Source organism: Schlesneria paludicola DSM 18645, from assembly GCF_000255655.1.
GTDB lineage: Bacteria > Planctomycetota > Planctomycetia > Planctomycetales > Planctomycetaceae > Schlesneria > Schlesneria paludicola.
Genome location: NZ_JH636434.1, coordinates 108,977 through 125,587 on the forward strand (window position 1 = coordinate 108,977; position 16,611 = coordinate 125,587).

General features: G+C 55.8%; 10 protein-coding genes. 3 read left to right on the top strand and 7 right to left on the bottom strand.

The annotated features are described in order from the left end of the window. Positions 1-67: 67 nt before the first annotated feature. The 4 genes from OSO_RS0100705 to OSO_RS0100720 all read right to left on the bottom strand — a co-directional run bounded on the left by OSO_RS0100705 (position 68) and on the right by OSO_RS0100720 (position 7,507). Positions 68-1,972 (bottom strand): RDD family protein, encoded by a 1,905-nt coding sequence (locus OSO_RS0100705; protein WP_010581680.1) that lies wholly within the window; start codon positions 1,970-1,972, stop codon positions 68-70. A gap of 22 nt (positions 1,973-1,994) precedes the next feature. Beyond that, the gene (locus OSO_RS49590) at positions 1,995-5,078 is read right to left on the bottom strand and encodes a redoxin family protein (protein ID WP_010581681.1); all 3,084 of its coding nucleotides are present in this window, start codon (positions 5,076-5,078) and stop codon (positions 1,995-1,997) included. Between the two features lie 525 nt (positions 5,079-5,603). Continuing rightward, positions 5,604-6,179 (bottom strand): peroxiredoxin family protein, encoded by a 576-nt coding sequence (locus tag OSO_RS0100715; RefSeq protein WP_010581682.1) that lies wholly within the window; start codon positions 6,177-6,179, stop codon positions 5,604-5,606. Beyond that, on the bottom strand, positions 6,176-7,507 hold the full coding sequence (locus OSO_RS0100720) for an MFS transporter (protein WP_010581683.1): 1,332 nt from the start codon (positions 7,505-7,507) through the stop codon (positions 6,176-6,178). The genes OSO_RS0100715 and OSO_RS0100720 overlap by 4 nt, the downstream gene beginning before the upstream one ends. A 341-nt stretch (positions 7,508-7,848) precedes the next feature. Between OSO_RS0100720 and OSO_RS0100730 the strand changes: the two genes are divergently transcribed. Further along, positions 7,849-10,047, top strand: coding sequence for a tetratricopeptide repeat protein (locus tag OSO_RS0100730; RefSeq protein ID WP_237729239.1), 2,199 nt, complete (start codon positions 7,849-7,851; stop codon positions 10,045-10,047). A gap of 254 nt (positions 10,048-10,301) precedes the next feature. Here OSO_RS0100730 and OSO_RS0100740 read toward each other — a convergent pair whose 3' ends face one another. Next, positions 10,302-11,045 carry a class I SAM-dependent methyltransferase gene (locus OSO_RS0100740; protein ID WP_010581686.1) on the bottom strand — a complete coding sequence of 248 codons (744 nt, stop codon included), beginning with the start codon at positions 11,043-11,045 and terminating at the stop codon, positions 10,302-10,304. A 254-nt stretch (positions 11,046-11,299) separates the two neighbouring features. Next, positions 11,300-11,584, bottom strand: coding sequence for a hypothetical protein (locus OSO_RS0100750; protein WP_010581688.1), 285 nt, complete (start codon positions 11,582-11,584; stop codon positions 11,300-11,302). Positions 11,585-12,206: 622 nt separating this feature from the next. On the opposite strand from OSO_RS0100750, the gene mch reads away from it, so the two are divergent. Both mch and OSO_RS0100770 read left to right on the top strand, forming a co-directional pair. Then, entirely contained in the window at positions 12,207-13,160 is a 954-nt protein-coding gene (gene mch / locus OSO_RS0100765) for a methenyltetrahydromethanopterin cyclohydrolase (protein WP_010581690.1), read from the top strand. Positions 13,161-13,283: 123 nt separating this feature from the next. After that, a complete protein-coding gene (locus OSO_RS0100770; protein WP_010581691.1) occupies positions 13,284-14,249 on the top strand; it encodes an ATP-grasp domain-containing protein in 966 nt (321 codons plus the stop codon). Between the two features lie 17 nt (positions 14,250-14,266). Here OSO_RS0100770 and OSO_RS0100775 read toward each other — a convergent pair whose 3' ends face one another. Continuing rightward, positions 14,267-16,063, bottom strand: a complete 1,797-nt coding sequence (locus OSO_RS0100775; RefSeq protein ID WP_162130501.1) for a hypothetical protein — start codon at positions 16,061-16,063, stop codon at positions 14,267-14,269. Positions 16,064-16,611 lie beyond the last annotated feature (548 nt).

The window sequence follows — 16,611 nt, forward strand, 5'->3', positions numbered from 1 at the left end:
TGTCACGCAACGACGAACCAGGATGACGTATTTCGCGCACGGATACCGCGGACATTGTCTCGAAGTCTTAATCCTGCAGAGACGGCGTCACATCCTCATTCGCCTCACGAATCGAACCAGCATCTACGACCAGCGTGTCGGCGACGCGATCACCGATTCGTTGACGGTTGGGGGAAACAAACATGCAGATTGCCCCAGGCAGCGGCGTCATCAAGCCAGGGATGTCGAGGCAATACAGTGCCTCACACAAAAGGGCCCGCGGAAATTCAACGGGGCGAAGCGTCGTTCGCATCCTGCGAATCCCAGCCAACCATTCGCCAACCGTCATTCCAAACCAGGAACGCACAAGCGGTCTTACGGTGCAAAGAATCAGCAGCACGGCCGCAAACAGGATCAATGTCCCCCGGTCGCTGGTCAGTCGCAACAACAACGATCCCCATGACTGAAGGTTGATCGACGTGGGGCTCAATGCGCCGTTCTTCATCCCTTGGTCGATGGAACGTTCGAGTTCAAAGAGTTGGTTGCAAAGTTGCTTTTCGCTAAGGGATTTCCAATCTGGGCCGTAAGTGCATACGTCTGCATAAACAAGCGGTAAAATAAGCGACATCATCAATAGACCATCGATCATTAATGCCATCGCCCGCCGTAAAATCGAAGCGAGCATCGCCTGCTGCATCCCAAACTGGTAGTGAGAACGCTTCAACCGCCGCGTGGCCCAGTCGAAGCCGACCACCACCACCACGAGATGCGTCAACCAGGCGATCAATATCCCAAGACAGAGGAACTGCCATCGTTTCAAGTACGCGGGTCTGCCGCCAGGTAACGTGAGGTGCACCGCTTGAATCCCATTTCCGTGTATTCGATGGACCACGGCTGCCCCCCACAGTTGATCTTCCTCAATCAGATAGCTTGTGGGACAGACTGGATCAGAAAGCAAAACGGAGTGCCAGTTATCTGCTTTGGCGAATTGGTTGTCTGGTCGAGTCGGTTTGATTTCACCCCAGTGTCCATCACTCGTTCGTCGAGCGATGGTCGGCGGATGCGTGAAGCTGATGAACATCAAACTCTCATCATTGCGTTCCATCGAAACCCAGCGCGTGTCGGGTTTGTCGGGGTAAATCGGTTCCCACCCCGAAACTTCAGGTGCTGCATTCTCTGGCGTCAGACCCGAAGCAAGGTTTTCCTCCGTTTGATCCGCGAACTCAAATCCTTTGCGGTATGCGGCAAACTTAGCATAGTCCGTCAGAAACAAATGGAACTCTTGCTCGCAGGGCTGGACGAGAATAATCCGCAATCGTCCTGTGCCCGCTCCCACGGCAGGCTTTTCGCTCGAGCGAGGCAGCAGGACTCGACGTTCGCGTTGTGGGTCATGCCACCACACTCGATCGAAATCTGGAAGCAAAATCGCGCGTCCGTCAACCCAGTGGTCTCCCGTCCAATGGACAAGTCGGAACCCGCCACGATTCGTTTCCGCAATGTCGGTCAATCTGCCTTCGTAAAGGAATGGAACGGGAAAGTAGCCAGGCGCACGCGCCGGACGAAGGATCTTTTCCATGGGCTGAGCGCCGAATCGATAGATAGCGGTATGGCTGACTCCATAGATTTCCTCGTTCAATCGAACCGGGAAGACGCCGTCTCCGTCGACTTCGAATCCCGTCTCGCGTTCGATCCCAGTTTCGAGATCGAGACGTTTGATGCGCGAATGCACACTTGAGGGAAGCGCAGGATTCCCAGTCAACTTCGCGACTGTGAACCAGAGCTCACTGCCAATCAAAGGGCCCTGATAGATCTTGGATTCGTGAGTTGGAAATCCGAATGGCTTACCCGAGATGGCGGTGTGGATCGAGATCACCGCAATCCCGACTGGCAGCAAGATGCTGAGCAACACAATCAGCGACATCGCGTAGCCACTGCGGGCAAATGCCGCTGAATCGCTGGTTTTTCCAAGCAATGAAGTGTCTCCAAGCGGCATTCATGGGAGTTCGTGACTTGGATTACTCGCGCTTGTTCAGTCCGTTTGCAACTTCAATCGCATTCTCAAATGCGCCGATGTAGGCGACCTTGCCCTTCTGGTCGATGACGACGGAAGTCGGCATCGCATCGATTCCGAATGCAGAGAAGGTCGTGCCGAACGACTGCGCTTTGGGATTGGGCTGATCGATGGCAATTGGAAACGTCAGGCCGCGCTTCTTTGCGAATGCCGCCACTCCGTCCAGATCGCTGCCGCAGTCATGTAGCCCAACGATGACGATTGAGGAATTCGAAAAGTGCTTTGCGGCCTGGTTGACCACGGGAAGCCCGGCTACGCAAGGCCCGCAGCCAATGCCCCAGAAATCGATTACGACCACCTTTCCGTCGAATCGGGGAGGTTCCGTCCTGCCATTGGCATCCAGCCAGGTCACCACATTGAATACGGGGGCGACATCGCCCACCCTGAGGACTGGTGGCGCTGCCGGTGCAAAACGATTGCGATACGCGACGACGTCAGGAATATCGGACGAGACGACTCCTGACGGCGGCCGTCGCAGATGCATTTCTTCGCGTGCGAGGCCTCGATAGTCGATAATGTTCGTCCCTGCTGGTGCGGACACGAGGAACGTCTCGGCAGGAAGTTCGCTCAGGATCTCCACATTCTCAATGACGTAGACCTCTTGGCGAACGATTTTTCCATTCTGATATTGGAACTTAACGGTGAGCCCGGGCACACAAATTCCCGTCGTCATCGTCACAGGGAAGAACTGCCAGATCTCATTGCCAGAAGTTTGACTGTAGGCGACAACCGACCTTCGCAGAAAACCGGTTGAATCGTCGATGACCCACCGTTGGAGTGTCTTGTCGGCTTGCAGCTCAACATCCCAAGTGCCATTGACATGGTGCACGGTTCGCTGCGGTTCCAGTTGCGCGGCTATCAAAGGAGTATTTTCCAGGATCACTTTCCGGTTGGGCAAATGCCAGAGATCACGATGATCGAGGAAGTGAAACGGTGAGCTGCTCGCAGAATAGATGTCGAGTTGTTCATTTCCCATCGAAATGATGGTTTCTTCGCCATTGAACGCATTGATGTGCGCATGCTCGGATTTGCCGCTGTCGACTCGACGGCGAAAACCGTCGGTCGTCAACGTTGAAAATGCCGTGCCCGTGATCCCCAGCGATTTCAGGCACTCGTCGAGTGGTTTGGACGGAAATGATTCGAGAAGTTTGGTCAGTTGCGTTTGAGACAGCCGTTTCTTTGCAGGAATGTAGTTCGTATGGCTGACTTCAAAGCAGGCGCGCCGTGACTGCTCGAAGCGGTCGGATTGTTGCTGCAACAGGTCTGACAACGGTTTCAGTTCATCGGCAAACGGCCGTTCCTGGTCGGATTTCACTGTCGCAAGCGGACGGCGCGAGAATTCAAAACGGAGGTGAGTCGGTTGACTCGTGGAGAGGGTGATGGGTTCGGTCGTGGGTGCGATCGGTTCATATTCTGACGATGGCAGTTTGACGAAGAAACGCCGTTCGCCCGGGGCGAAGAACGCTCTCAGTCTTCCATTCCGATCTGTTCGTGGATGGTCGACGAATGAAATTTGCGACTGTACTGGTTTACGTTCCGGAACTTCACTGGGTTCGCTGAGGAAACCGATATCGGCGATCGGCTTGCCGGTCTCTTTCTCGACGGCCTCGAAGATCACCTCCGCTGCCGGAGCGAGAGCAATCTCGATCTGCTGCTCGCGAGGAACTTTCGAGAACGAGATCGTTTCCTGCCCTGGAAGATACTCGACGCCGATGGCAGGTTCGACGAGAACGCGTGCTTTGCCGGGACGAAGTTTGAGCGTCGCCAGTCCATTGGCGTCAGTCCGATCGAGGCCCCCTGCCCGGCAGACACCATTCTTCGCTTCATGTCGGACAATGGCATTGGCAACAGGTTGTCCAGTCGTCCCGACGACTTTGACGTTTACTGTGACAGGCGCGATAAAAACATGATTGTATGTCCCTTCGTAGCCGACAGCCTGTTGGCGGGGACCTTGCCCCGCCGCCGTCGCTGCTCCCGTAGTGAGTGTCCCTGTCCAGGGATCAAATTCAGGAAGGTAGTCGAGATGTGCGAGCAGGCGACAGTCGCGGGGAAGTCCACGGATTTCGTAGCGTCCCTGCTCGTCTGTCGTGGTCTGGCGGAATTCTTCTGGAAGTGCGAAGTATCCGGAAAATGAGCCGTCAGCGGCATGGGGCGTTCCTTCCAGATAGCTGCCGCTCCAACCGTCAGGCAGTGCACCTGGGCGTGACCGATTGGAACTGATCAGTCCCGCTTGAATGACAGCCCCCTTCAGTGGCGTCCCCAGATCGTCGCGGATCGTACCATGCAGTTTGACTTCCGGTGCAAAGGCCAGATCAATCGCGATCGGCTCTTCAGCGAAAAATACGGACTTGGCATCTGTGTCGAAGTCTTCACCATCACCATCGCTTTCAAGAATGATCGGCGGCTTACTTGGAACCGTCAAACCCTTCTTGTTCGGCGGGGGGGGAGTTGCGTCATCGTCTTTCGGGCGTGCAACCGGCCGATAGGCACCCGTGCGTCGCCACGTGTATCCGTATCCCTCGGCGACACCAAAGACTTGGAACAGTCCCTCGGAAGGTTTCGGCACAGCGGTCTGTGTGAACTCGAGTACGGTAAGCCTGACTCTTTCGCAGCGATAGTTCCCCTCTGCATCGGCCTTCGTTTCGGCAAGTACCGGGCGATCATCCAATGGCATTCCCGATGCTGCGACGGAAACCACGAAAATGCGAGCCCCGGCGATCGGCTTTCCAGCCTCGTCCAAAGCCCGACCAGCGATCGTGATGTCGTGATTCTGCTTGCCTGCGAGTCCATTCCAATTGAGATCCAAATCGCCATCGTCCAGCTCAGCGTCGTCCAATTCAACAGTGTCTGTTGCGTCGACGGGGACGTCATTGAGTAGGACCGGCCCCGAAAACGAGGGGATCTCAACCGAGATGCCGGGCAAAGGTTCGTCTGCGATCACTGCCGCACCGACTGCGACCCAGATTGCCAAGCCCGCGATCGCACTTGACCAGCCGCAATTCCGAGAATTCCATTGAAAAACGCGCATGAGTACTGCTCCATCAGCCCTGTTTGCTCGAAGTCATCTTGCGAGTGGCGCGAACGATGCGTAGGCCAATCGACCGTCATCATACTCAAACAGGATGAACATTAAAGACATAACGGCTGATTCATAATCATTTCGCTTTGGGTCGCGCTGCCCTGGACTATTCCATTGGGCTTCTCGCATCAGTGACTTGTTGTCATGTCGGGCAACGCCGTGAAAAGATTCTCGCGTGTCCAATGTGAACCTATCGAGGCATTTCCTGCGGACCGCAGGCCCAGCAAAAAGTAAATCGCAAGGTCTCCGACGGGCGGGTAGAATCATTGGGCCGTGGGGAAGCAAGAGATACCAAGGTTGGCCTCGTTTGGAGAGCAAAACTCGTTCGCGGCGTTGTCTGACTGGGTGGGTGAGTGCTGTGACGATCAGTGCCCCAACGTCACGATCGAAACGCGCAACTGTGCAAAGACGTTTTGATGCCGATGAACCGAACGGTGCGACATCAAAACGTAGCGTCCCGAATTGGGGACCGCATTACGGCCCAAGCAGACATCCAGAGGTCAGTTTCGACGGTGCTCGGGATGTCTCGATCAAGGCGACAGGCACGTTCGATTCGGCCGCGAGAAGTTCGCTCAATTCGTTCAGCATCTGTGCGGAATAGCCTGGCCACAGCCGATGGATGGTCTCGCCGTCCAGAATAACGGCTGTGTAGGCCGAACGTTTTGCGTCGAATTGATCAGCGATGGAACAATCGGGATCGGCGATCAAAGGGAACGGGGTTTGATGAACCATTCTCCACGCCTGAGCGTCCTGCTCGCTGCCATCGACGACTCCCACAAAATCGACGTTTGATGAATACGCTTGGTACAGAGCATGAGTGAACGGTTCATAGTCTTCACTGCACAGACAACCCGGCAAAATGAAAATGACGAGTTGAGGTCGACCGGGCGCGTGATCCGGCAGAGCGGACACGATCCGTCCCGATGCGGTGATTGCGGACTGCTGCATCGCAGGAGTCACCGGATGACCGAAGCGGGCAGGAATGACAACAGCGGCAACCAGCGCCAAGACGGCACCAGTGAGCAACACGACCGTCACGATTCGATTCATTGCCCCGATTCCAAGCTCAAGTTCATGTCGGGCACCGGATCGTTCTCGTCCGTGTCGATCGGCGCATCGGTCGGTTGAGGACCACGGCGAATCTGTAAAACCATGGCCGCGGTCATCAGGCAAAGCGCCCCGGAAATCAGGAATGCCCGCTCGTAGTTTCCACTCCACGAACGAATCGCACCGGCGCCAAACGCCGCGGTGGCCGCCCCAATCTGGTGCGCGGCCACAATCCAACCAAACATGATACTCGCCCGAGCACGACCGAAGGAATCGGCGGCCAAGCGAACCGTCGGAGGAACCGTAGCGATCCAATCGAGACCATAGAAGACGGCGAAGAGGGTTAGTCCCCATGATCCTTCCGTCAACGCAAATGGCAGAAAGATTAACGACAATCCGCGAAGACCGTAGTACCAGCTCAACAGCACACGATTATCAAAACGATCGGACATCCATCCGGATGCGGTCGTCCCCGCCAAATCGAAAATCCCCATCATGGCCAAGAGTCCCGCAGCGCGGACTTCAGGCATTCCAACATCCAGGCAAGCGGGAATTAAATGAGTTCCAACAAGTCCATTGGTACTCGCACCGCAGACATAAAAACTTCCTGCGAGCAGCCAGAAATTGTGGGAGCGAAATCCTTCACGCAATGCGGACAGTGCACCGATCGGCGGCGTTGCGGGGGCGGTTGAAGCGAACGACGTTTCAGCGGACTCGGGATCGCCGCCAAGGGGCTGTAGCCCCAGATCCGAAGGACGATCCCGTAAGAATAACGCGACAAGCGGAAATACGATCGCCAAGACTGCGGCGATCAACAGAGCGGCCGGACGCCAGCCGTATTGTTTCACGATATAGGCCATGACGGGCAAAAACACGAGTTGCCCCGTGGCCGTGCTGGCCGTCAGCACGCCAAGCACCAATCCTCGTTGTGAGACAAACCACCGATTGACGATGGTCGCCGCCAGAACGAGTGCCGTCATTCCGGTCCCTCCACCAACAACAACTCCCCACAACAGCATCAGTTGCCATGGGGCCGACATGAATGTCGTCAATGCCACTCCCGACGCAATGACCGCCAACGAAATAAGAACCGTCTTCTTGACGCCAATCCGTTCCATCAACGCGGCGGCGAACGGTCCGATCAGGCCATACAACAGGAGGTTGATGGAAACCGCCGCAGAAATCGTCGCGCGGCTCCACCCAAATTCGTCCTCTAAAGGAACGATCAATACACTCGGTGCCGATCGGACTCCCGCCGTCGCCAGAAGGACAAAAAACGTCACGCCAGCAATGATCCAGGCATAGTGCAGGCGGCGAGTGTGTGTCGGCATGGAATACAGTTGCTTCAGGCGAATAATGGGAGGGAATCACTGACAGACGTCAACAACAGATGTATATGCAGCAATCTCAAATTGTCAAGAAGTTGAATCGCCAAAGCGCGAACTGCCGTTCGCTCCGCATTCTCGATACAACTTGGCATTTCTCTAACGGTCTGTTGGAAGCAGGGGGACGGCGTCGACTCAGATTCGAAGACGTGATGGCTTGGTGAACACCAAGGTGCCTGTCCCCCCAGTTTCAACAGACTCCCAACACACATTCGTGGCGAGTTCGACTCGATCGTCGACCCGCCGATCCGTTCGCCACGCCACGACGTTCACTTTCGGAAATGGAGTTGTCGATCGAGATGGAAGCGGAACTGCAACAGGAACAATTGCTGCGAGCACGCGAGGCCCAGGACAGCGGCCGATTCGATGAGGCGGTCAAGATCTACGAGCAATTACTTGCACGAGTCCCAGATCATCGAGAGGCACTGCAACGCCTGGCTCGTTTGGAAGTGCAGTTAGGCCACCGTCGCGCGGCCCGCTGGTATCTGGAACGTTTCGTCGCCTTGGAACCGGAGAACGCCGCCGCGCGGCATGAATTCGCCTTGTCGCTCGCGGAGTTAAACGAATTCGACAAAGCACTGGCCGAGACGCAAGAAGCCGATCGACTGAAACCCAATTCGCCCGAGATTTTGAACAACATTGGCTGCCTGCTCAAGCGCATGGGGCGTCCGCTCGACGCGATCAAATATCATGAACAGGCAGTCACCGTGACGGCTGAAAACGCCGTTTTGTCGTTTAATCTTGGCAGCGCGCTGCTCGCGGCCGGACGACTCGACGATGCCGTCCCGATTCTCCGCGTCGCCGCGACGCTCGATCCGAATCTCGCCGAGGCTTGGGCTGGATTGGGGGAAGCGTTGCTGAAGCGAGGTAACACCCGCAGTTCAGTGGGGCCTTTGCGACGGGCTCTCGAACTCAAGCCCGACGATGGTGAATCGCGTTACTGGCTGGCCGGTGCGCTGCAGAACTGCGGCCAGTTTGAAGAGGCTCTTTTGTGTTACCTGCAGGCGGCAGAACGCCATCCCGACGCGCCGGACGTCTGGTTCGGTATTGGTCGGTGCCAACTGGAATGCAAGCGGTTCACCGAAGCCGTTGAGGCATTTCAAAAATGCCTGAAATTGGAACCGGACCATTCCGCAGCGATCCACGAACAAGGGAAGACCCTTTTTAAGCTGGGATGTGTTGAGCAGGCGATGAAAGCATTGCGTCTGGCGACAAAAAAAGGCTCGAAAGACATCGAGACGCTCGCGCTTCAAAACATGGCCGTCATGATTCCAGGAAATCCCACAGACACCAATCGGACGGTCCTGGAAGTCCGGCAAACATGGGGGCGTCGGTTGGTATCGCGGCCGCAAGGGCCACATCTCCGAGATCCAGGAACAGGTCCACTGCGAATTGGCTATGTTTCTTCCTTCTTCCAGGGTGCGAACTGGATGAAGCCGGTCTGGGCGCTGATCAATCGGCATGACCGCGAGCAGTTTCAAATCGAACTATTTTCCGATGCGAGCCTTGACCGGATCGAACATGGATACCGGCCAGACCCACGTGACCAATTTCATGATATCACCGGCCAATCGAACGAAGCCGTAGCTGCGCGGATCGCCGCCCGAGGGATCGATATTCTGGTGGATCTGAACGGTTACAGCGATATGGCTCGGCTGCCCCTCTTTGCGCTCCGGCCGGCTCCCATCATCGTGGCCTGGTTCAATATGTATGCCACGACAGGTCTCGATTGTTTTGACTACTTGATTGGGGACGAGTCCGTCATTCCGGCAAAGGAAGAGTCGTTTTACACCGAACGAATTCTGCGATTGCCGAACAGCTATCTGGCGTTTGAAGTCGATCATCCCGTGCCCGACATCACCCCACCACCTGTCGTTACCACCGGCCAACTGACGATCGGTTGCCTTGCGTCGCAGTACAAAATCACCGATCAGGTGGTTGCCACGTGGGCCGACATCCTTCGCGGCAGCCCCAAAGCACAGATGCTGATTCGCAATTCAGCTCTTGGACGGACCGAACATTGCGAACATTTGTCTCAACGGTTTGCGGCCAAGGGGATTTCGCGAGACCGCCTGATTCTTGAGGGGCCAGCCGAGCACCTCCAGTTTCTCTCGACATACAACCGAATCGACTTCGCGGTTGACAGCTTTCCGTATAGCGGAGGAACCACGACGATGGAGGCCTTGTGGCAAGGCGTGCCGGTCGTCACGTTCAACGGGGATCGCTGGGTGAGCCGGACCAGTGTCTCGTTGCTCAAGTCGGCCGGACTGGATGAATTCGTCAGAAGCAGCGTGCGCGACTATACCGACTTCTGCATTCGCCTCGCCAATTCCACGGACACACCCTCAAAGCTTGAGGCGCTACGGGCCGACATCCGGCAACGATTGCGTGCCTCACCCGTCTGCGATGCCGCAGCCCTCGCGCGATCGATGGAACATTGCTATCGCCAAATGGTCTCAGAGAAACTCCCCAAGGAATCCCGTTGAAAACGAGTGTCATGGACCATCGTCCCCAGAGAATTCTGGGCAAAAGAGAAATGTCGGATTCGACGAAGGCGATTCTTGCCCATGTGCACGCAGTGAACGTGAAATCGCATACTTTGCGGCAAACAATCGGCCTCCGTGACATCGGCCGATTCGTGATGCGCCCGTTGAGAGAGGGGAAAGACTCGCTCTTTTACGGGGCGCGGTGAAGCGAAGTATGGCCAAACGACGGGGTAAGGATCGACGCTCGCCGCATTTCAGCCGATCCGACGAGCCGACCAGGCTTTGCAATCGTAGGGGACGTCGATCTGCTCGCACTGCTGCTGATCGAGATGGGCGACCAATTGCTGCCAGAACTGATGGAACCGCGCGGGGCCTGCGAGTGTGTTCAACCGATTGTGGCTTTTCCACAGTTCGAGATATCGCTCACGCGACATCGTGATCGTATGCCGAACGTTGAAATGACTGACAAACCGAAAATCGCCCGTCGATTCCAGAATCTGATCCCAGTGCAGCTGGCGGTACGCCTCATCAAATTCCGGTACGATTCGTCGGATCGCGTCTTCGGTCCATGCGAGAATTTCGCTTTCGGATTTGACTCGATCATTCCAGACCAGTGACAGCAACCTGCCGGGCTTGAGCACTCGACGCAACTCTCGAAGAGCCTTTTCAGGGGTTGCCCAATGGAACGCCTGGGCGGCGATCGCCCAATCCTGTGAGGATGTCGGCAGCCGGCTGTTTTCGAACGTGCCATCAATCCAGTCAGCAGCAAGGACGACCGCCTTGTTCCTCATCGACGCATTCGGTTCGATCGCACTGACTTGGAAACCCCGGCCTACCAGAATCTGCGTCATAATGCCCGTGCCGGCACCGAAGTCGGCGATGCGATCACCCGGTTTCACGTCCGCCTCGTCCACCAAGCGATCGATCAGAGCCGACGGGTATGTTGGCCGAGACCGCTGATAGGCATCCGCCTGATGCGAGAAATCGCCCAAAGCCATCGGTGATCCCCTTCGCGATTATGTTCGACACGCCCCAACGAATGTGAGAGCGTGCGTTGGGGTATGTTATTGCAGTTGATGCAGGATTTCCTTGGGGACGCCTTCACCAACGATCTGATGCCCGCAGTCCCGACGGTCTTACGAATCACCGGAAAACGAAGTCAGCCTCATCGTGGATCCACAACGAGGCTGATTCTGCTTGGTTGCACTCATCACCCACGGCGATGTGGCGAGAGGACAGAATTCACCGACGGTTAGAACACGTCTAGCACGAAATGATGTCCGCTGTGGTATGGCTTCTTTTCAGGATAGAAGTTGTACCAGTTCTTGTTGTAGACCGGAATCTGTCGCTGTTGCGGATAGCGGTTGTAAAGGCTGTTGTACTGTTGGGGAGCTTGGAAATTGTGGGGATAGTAAACGTAGGGGTAATAGTTGAAGCGGTTCCAATCGGATGGCTGACCTTCTCCGGCGGCGCGCGCTGCGCTCCCGCAGGTCGAAATCGCCACTAGGAACAGCAGAACCTGAATCGCACGTCGCATCGCCTATCCTCCTTGACTGACGGTGTTTGTGTTCGGTCGGTACCGACTTTTGGAATTGGACGCGATCTCGCCGAACGTCACCGATTGACAGTACGAGACTCCGCTTGATCCTTTCATCGACTGAAACCTGGACGTTACGACAGAAAAAATCCTCAGATTCTTCCCAGTCGGTATGATCGGAACAGGCTGCGAGGCCGCAGTTTCGTCGCAAAGTCTTTCGGCATCGACGATCAGATCCCCATGCGAAGCCAAGGACGTCAAACAACCAAGCTGTCCGAGAACTGAACCGTGTTCAGGCCAATCACCGCCAGTACGCACACAGATCGCCGTAAGAACTATTTCAGAAACATGTTACATCAGAACGACGAATGACCGAATCGCTTCGATTCGCTTTCGTATGGCGAATCACTCGTATAATCTAGCCGTGCCCGATCGATCGGTGGGGAAAACCAATCGGCATAAGTAGATGCGAAGTGTGAATTCGGGGCGTGCGATTGTTGCCAGTCGATCATCCGGCTACTCTTCCCGAGTAAGAAACAATTCTAGAACGTGGCAAATTCAGATCGAGCCGTGATGGCTTAATGAGCTGGCCGTGTCCGCACAATTGAATGATGGCTGCTGAATGAACCTTCAACTGAACGATTTGGCGTCGCAACTGATCGAAGACATCAACGAGAGCCCCGAGGATTACCGAATCGGCCGGCACGATGTCGAGAACAACGGGCTGCTGCTCGATTTCGGAGTCGCAACCGAAGGCGGTATCGAGGCAGGTGTCGCGCTCGCGGCGATCTGCATGGCGGGATTGGCAGATGTGTCTGTCGCTCCCGGGATGCTGGGCGATCTTGGTTGGCCGCACATTGCGGTGGAAACCGATGCCCCCGTGGCGGCTTGCCTTTTCAGCCAGTACGCCGGGTGGAAGATCAATGTCGGCAAGTTCTTTGCCATGGGTTCCGGCCCGATGCGAGCCGTGGCGGCGAAGGAACCGCTGTTCGACAAGTTGTGGTATCGAGAAGAAGCTGATCAGGTCGTCGGAGTGCTAGAATCCAGCAAGCTCCCCGATGCGGAAGTCTTCGAGTACATCGCCGAAGCCACGGATGTCGAACCAGAAGACGTTGTGCTGTGTGTGGCGCCAACATCCAGTATGGCGGGAAATCTGCAAGTCGTTGCTCGTTCGGTTGAGACGGCGATGCACAAGCTTCATGAACTGGGTTTCGACGTGAATCGCGTTCGCAGTGCCTATGGCACCGCACCGCTGCCGCCGGTCGCGAATAATGACCTGGAGGGAATCGGCCGTACCAATGACGCCATTCTGTATGGCGCCCGCGTGACGCTTTGGGTGATGGGCGACGACGAATCGATCGCTGAAGTCGTGCAACGGATTCCTTCAATGGCTTCGGCGTCATACGGAAAGCCGTTCCTCGAAATCTTCGAAGCGGCAGGTCGAGACTTCTATAAGATCGATCCGCAACTGTTCAGCCCCGCGCAGGTCATTCTTCAAAACGTCGATACCGGACGAGTCCACATTGCGGGCAAGGTGAACGAAGCGATTCTCAGAAAATCGTTCGGGATCGAATGACCGGTTGAACGTTCCTTACGATTCGCAGCTTGTCACCAAATCGTATCCACGGGTCAACAAATCAGGATGACGAACGGGCCACGCCACATGGTGCCCCGTTCGTTGTAATAGCGGAGTTCGACCGTGAAGCTCGGCGTACTGGCCAGCGAGGGAAGCTGGTACTACCGCGATCTGGAGCGCGCAGCGGCTGGCCTTGGCCACACTTGTCAACGGCTGGAATTTGGCCGACTCGTCGCGACGCTGCGATCGAACACGGCATCCGTTGGTCAGGCGGGATTGGCACAACTCGACCGGGCATACGACGAAACAGGCGCATCTCGAAATCGGATTGAAGAGACGCATTTCTCGATTCAGGACATTGCCGAGAGCTATGACGTCATTCTGGTTCGCACGATGCCGCCCGGTTCGCTGGAACAGGTCGTCTATCGCATGGACGCCCTGTCGCGGATCGAAGCGACGGGAATCCCAGTGATCAATTCTCCGAAATCATTGGAGTGCGCCGTCGACAAGTTCCTGACGACAGCGCGGCTGCAAGCAGCGGGATTGCCGGTCCCCGAAACCATCGTCTGCGAGCACGAAGATGACGCTCAGTTGGCGTTCACGCAACTTGGCGAAGACGTCGTTGTCAAACCGCTGTTTGGTGCCGAGGGACGTGGAATCGTCCGCGTGACCGATCCCGATCTGGCCCATCGTACGTTCCGAACACTGATGCGGCTCGACTCAGTACTTTACTTGCAGCGATTCATCGATCACGGCGGCTGTGATATTCGAGTTCTGGTTCTCGATGGACAGGTCGTCGGGGGGATGCGTCGCCGTTCGCCCCATGACTTCCGCACGAACGTCGCCCGCGATGCGATCGCCGAGTCGTACGAACCCAATGCCTTGGAAATCGATTTCGCATTGCGTGCGGCGGCCGCGACCGGCGCGTTCATCGCGGGAATCGATTTGCTGTACGATCAACAGGGGGCTTGTTACGTCATCGAGGTGAATGCAGTGCCCGGATGGCAGGCCTTTGGCCGCGTCAACCGGATCGATGTGGCGGAAGCGTTGCTGAAACGGCTTGCGACAGGCGTGTGTCGTACGATTTGAGTAATCGACGATGCGGATCAGGGCGCTTTGAATTCGCGGTCTCGATTCGAATTGGCCGCTTCGCGGTGGGCGGTGCTTGCTTCGTCCTGACTGATCAACCCATCCCGGTTCAGGTCGATTTGATCAAACAGGACTCGACGACCAAGAAACTCGTTGGGCGAGAGATCACCGTCCAGATTGCGATCCATTTTCAGGAACCAGGAAGGCGTTTTTCCTTTGACGCGTTCGCTGACGGTGACTCCCGTAACATTCACTCGTTGAGTGGCGGGCCCCATGGAATTCATTCTCAATGGGCCATTGACTCGTGGTGTTCCTAACTTGAACACAGCTTTCAGTTCAATCGACAGTTCCGTCAACGTGAGCTGATCATCATTGTTTGCGTCGAGCTCTTTGAGACGAATAAAAGCGTCCGAGAGTTCGCGCAGACTCAGTCGACCGAACGGCGGATTGACATCGATCAGCCGAAACAGGCTGGGGCCATCCGCGGATACTTCCATCAGGAAGCCACTCTTGGAAAGTTCAATTTCACGCTCAAGGTGCTCCAGATATTCCCTTTCAAAGAGCTTTCCATTTCCATCCGAATCCGCCTGCGAAAAGAACGTGTTTGCGAATCCAAAACGTCGCAATTCTTCGGGCTCAAGGTAATCGTTCTTGTTCATGTCCATGGTCATGAACCGCTTTGCATAGTTGCTGCGAAGAACAGGCTCACAACTGGTGTCACTCGGTTCGACACGAAGCGCAAACGTCGCCTCATTCATTTTCAAGAGCCATTTTCCATCACTGGCGGGTTGAATGTCGATTGCGGCCGTATGGGAGGGGGTGACCGCCGGGATTGGGGTGATGGAAAACGTTCCATTCTTTGCGGGCGATTGAATTTCCAGTTCCAGGCAAGGCGTCATCACAGACGGTAGTCGTTCCAATTCTCTGCGGTCGAGTTTTCCGTCCCGATCGAGATCCACCTGTTGAAAAACGTCGTTCTCAATGATCAGTTCGGTGGGCGAAAGTCGTTCGTCTTTGCGGAACAATTTCGCGGCCGGATCGCGTGAAGCCTTGTCGTACGATTCAAGCAGGCGACGTGAAAGCTTCATTCCGCTGTCAAACGGATCGACGACATGCAGCACGCTGAGCGTATCCGTCAATTGTTGACGTGATGCGATGAGTTCGTCGGGAAGAGATTGTTGCAACTCACTGTTGTCGACAAGGTCGTCTTCGTTTTTGTCAAAGCGTTTCAGGTTGACTGCGGCCGACTCCATCTCCTGTTTCGAGAGCTTGCCATCGTGATTCGAGTCCAATTTGGGAAACAGATTCACCTGGGGGTTCTGTCCATTCCCGAGCTGTCCTGCACTGGGGCTGTCGACCGTCAGGATCGAAAACGAGGTTCCTGTCACAGTCAGCAAGTATCGAAGGCATTCGTCTCGCGAGATTTTGCCATCGGCCGGCGCACTATCGGCCGGAAGAATTGCACTCGCATCAAGAGGGGCACGAAAGCATGTGACGGCCGGCAGGGATTTGGCTTCCTCACCTTCGAGATTTCCATTCTGGTCGCGGTCGAGTCGTGTGAATACAGCGTCCGCCCAGCGACGACGAAGAGCACGGAACCCTTCCCCATTCACAGTAAGATGCAGGCGGATCAACAGCGGCTGCCGTGGCGTCAAATAAAGGACGTCCTGAATCGCGTCTGCGTCCGTGTCATTGAACAATCTCGCAATCGCAGGTCCCGACGCATCGGCACCGTAGCTGACATTCAATGTGCAGGAGACAACACCAATGCCGATGACAACCGTTCCTAGGCAACCCAAGGCCCAAAAAGGCACTGATTGACGTGTCGTAACCGTTTGACGTGTCGTAACCGTGGTCGCGAAACCTGATGCGCGGCCCGTCGGGCAACGCCGACGTGCGAATTCGGACAGGCCTTTTCTAAGGTCCCCACCAACAATCCCCCACCGAATGCGACACATCAGATCGACTCCGAGAGTCGTATGGCGACGGGCCGAAGAGCGCCAAAGTTGAGCGAATGCCAAAGCAGCTCGCGACGATTCGTCAGTGTTGGGTCGTCAATGGGCAAAACCAATCCCTCGGCGCGACCAACCACACCGATTGCGGCGTCAACCACCGAAAACGGGATTGAGATTGAGAGCAAAATTGCTGCAACAAGGAACATCTTGGCCCGTTGTTGTCCCGCATTGACCATTCCACGTCTCCGCTGGAATTCCCAGTCTGAGTTGCGCATTCCGTAGTATTCAACGAGAGACTGATAAACGATTTGACCGTTTTATTGTAAAGCGGTACAGGAGGGCCCGTCTACAGACGTCATGTCACAGCCCGTCCCGATTTCAGAAATGCGAAGGTGAACGAGGACTGA

Coding starts and splice junctions, on each gene's coding strand:
- OSO_RS0100750 (WP_010581688.1), bottom strand. CDS start 11,584: ATGCGACGTGCGATTCAGGTTCTGCTGTTCCTAGTGGCGATTTCGACC.
- OSO_RS0100705 (WP_010581680.1), bottom strand. CDS start 1,972: ATGCCGCTTGGAGACACTTCATTGCTTGGAAAAACCAGCGATTCAGCG.
- OSO_RS0100740 (WP_010581686.1), bottom strand. CDS start 11,045: ATGGCTTTGGGCGATTTCTCGCATCAGGCGGATGCCTATCAGCGGTCT.
- OSO_RS49590 (WP_010581681.1), bottom strand. CDS start 5,078: ATGCGCGTTTTTCAATGGAATTCTCGGAATTGCGGCTGGTCAAGTGCG.
- mch (WP_010581690.1), top strand. CDS start 12,207: ATGAACCTTCAACTGAACGATTTGGCGTCGCAACTGATCGAAGACATC.
- OSO_RS0100720 (WP_010581683.1), bottom strand. CDS start 7,507: ATGCCGACACACACTCGCCGCCTGCACTATGCCTGGATCATTGCTGGC.
- OSO_RS0100715 (WP_010581682.1), bottom strand. CDS start 6,179: ATGAATCGAATCGTGACGGTCGTGTTGCTCACTGGTGCCGTCTTGGCG.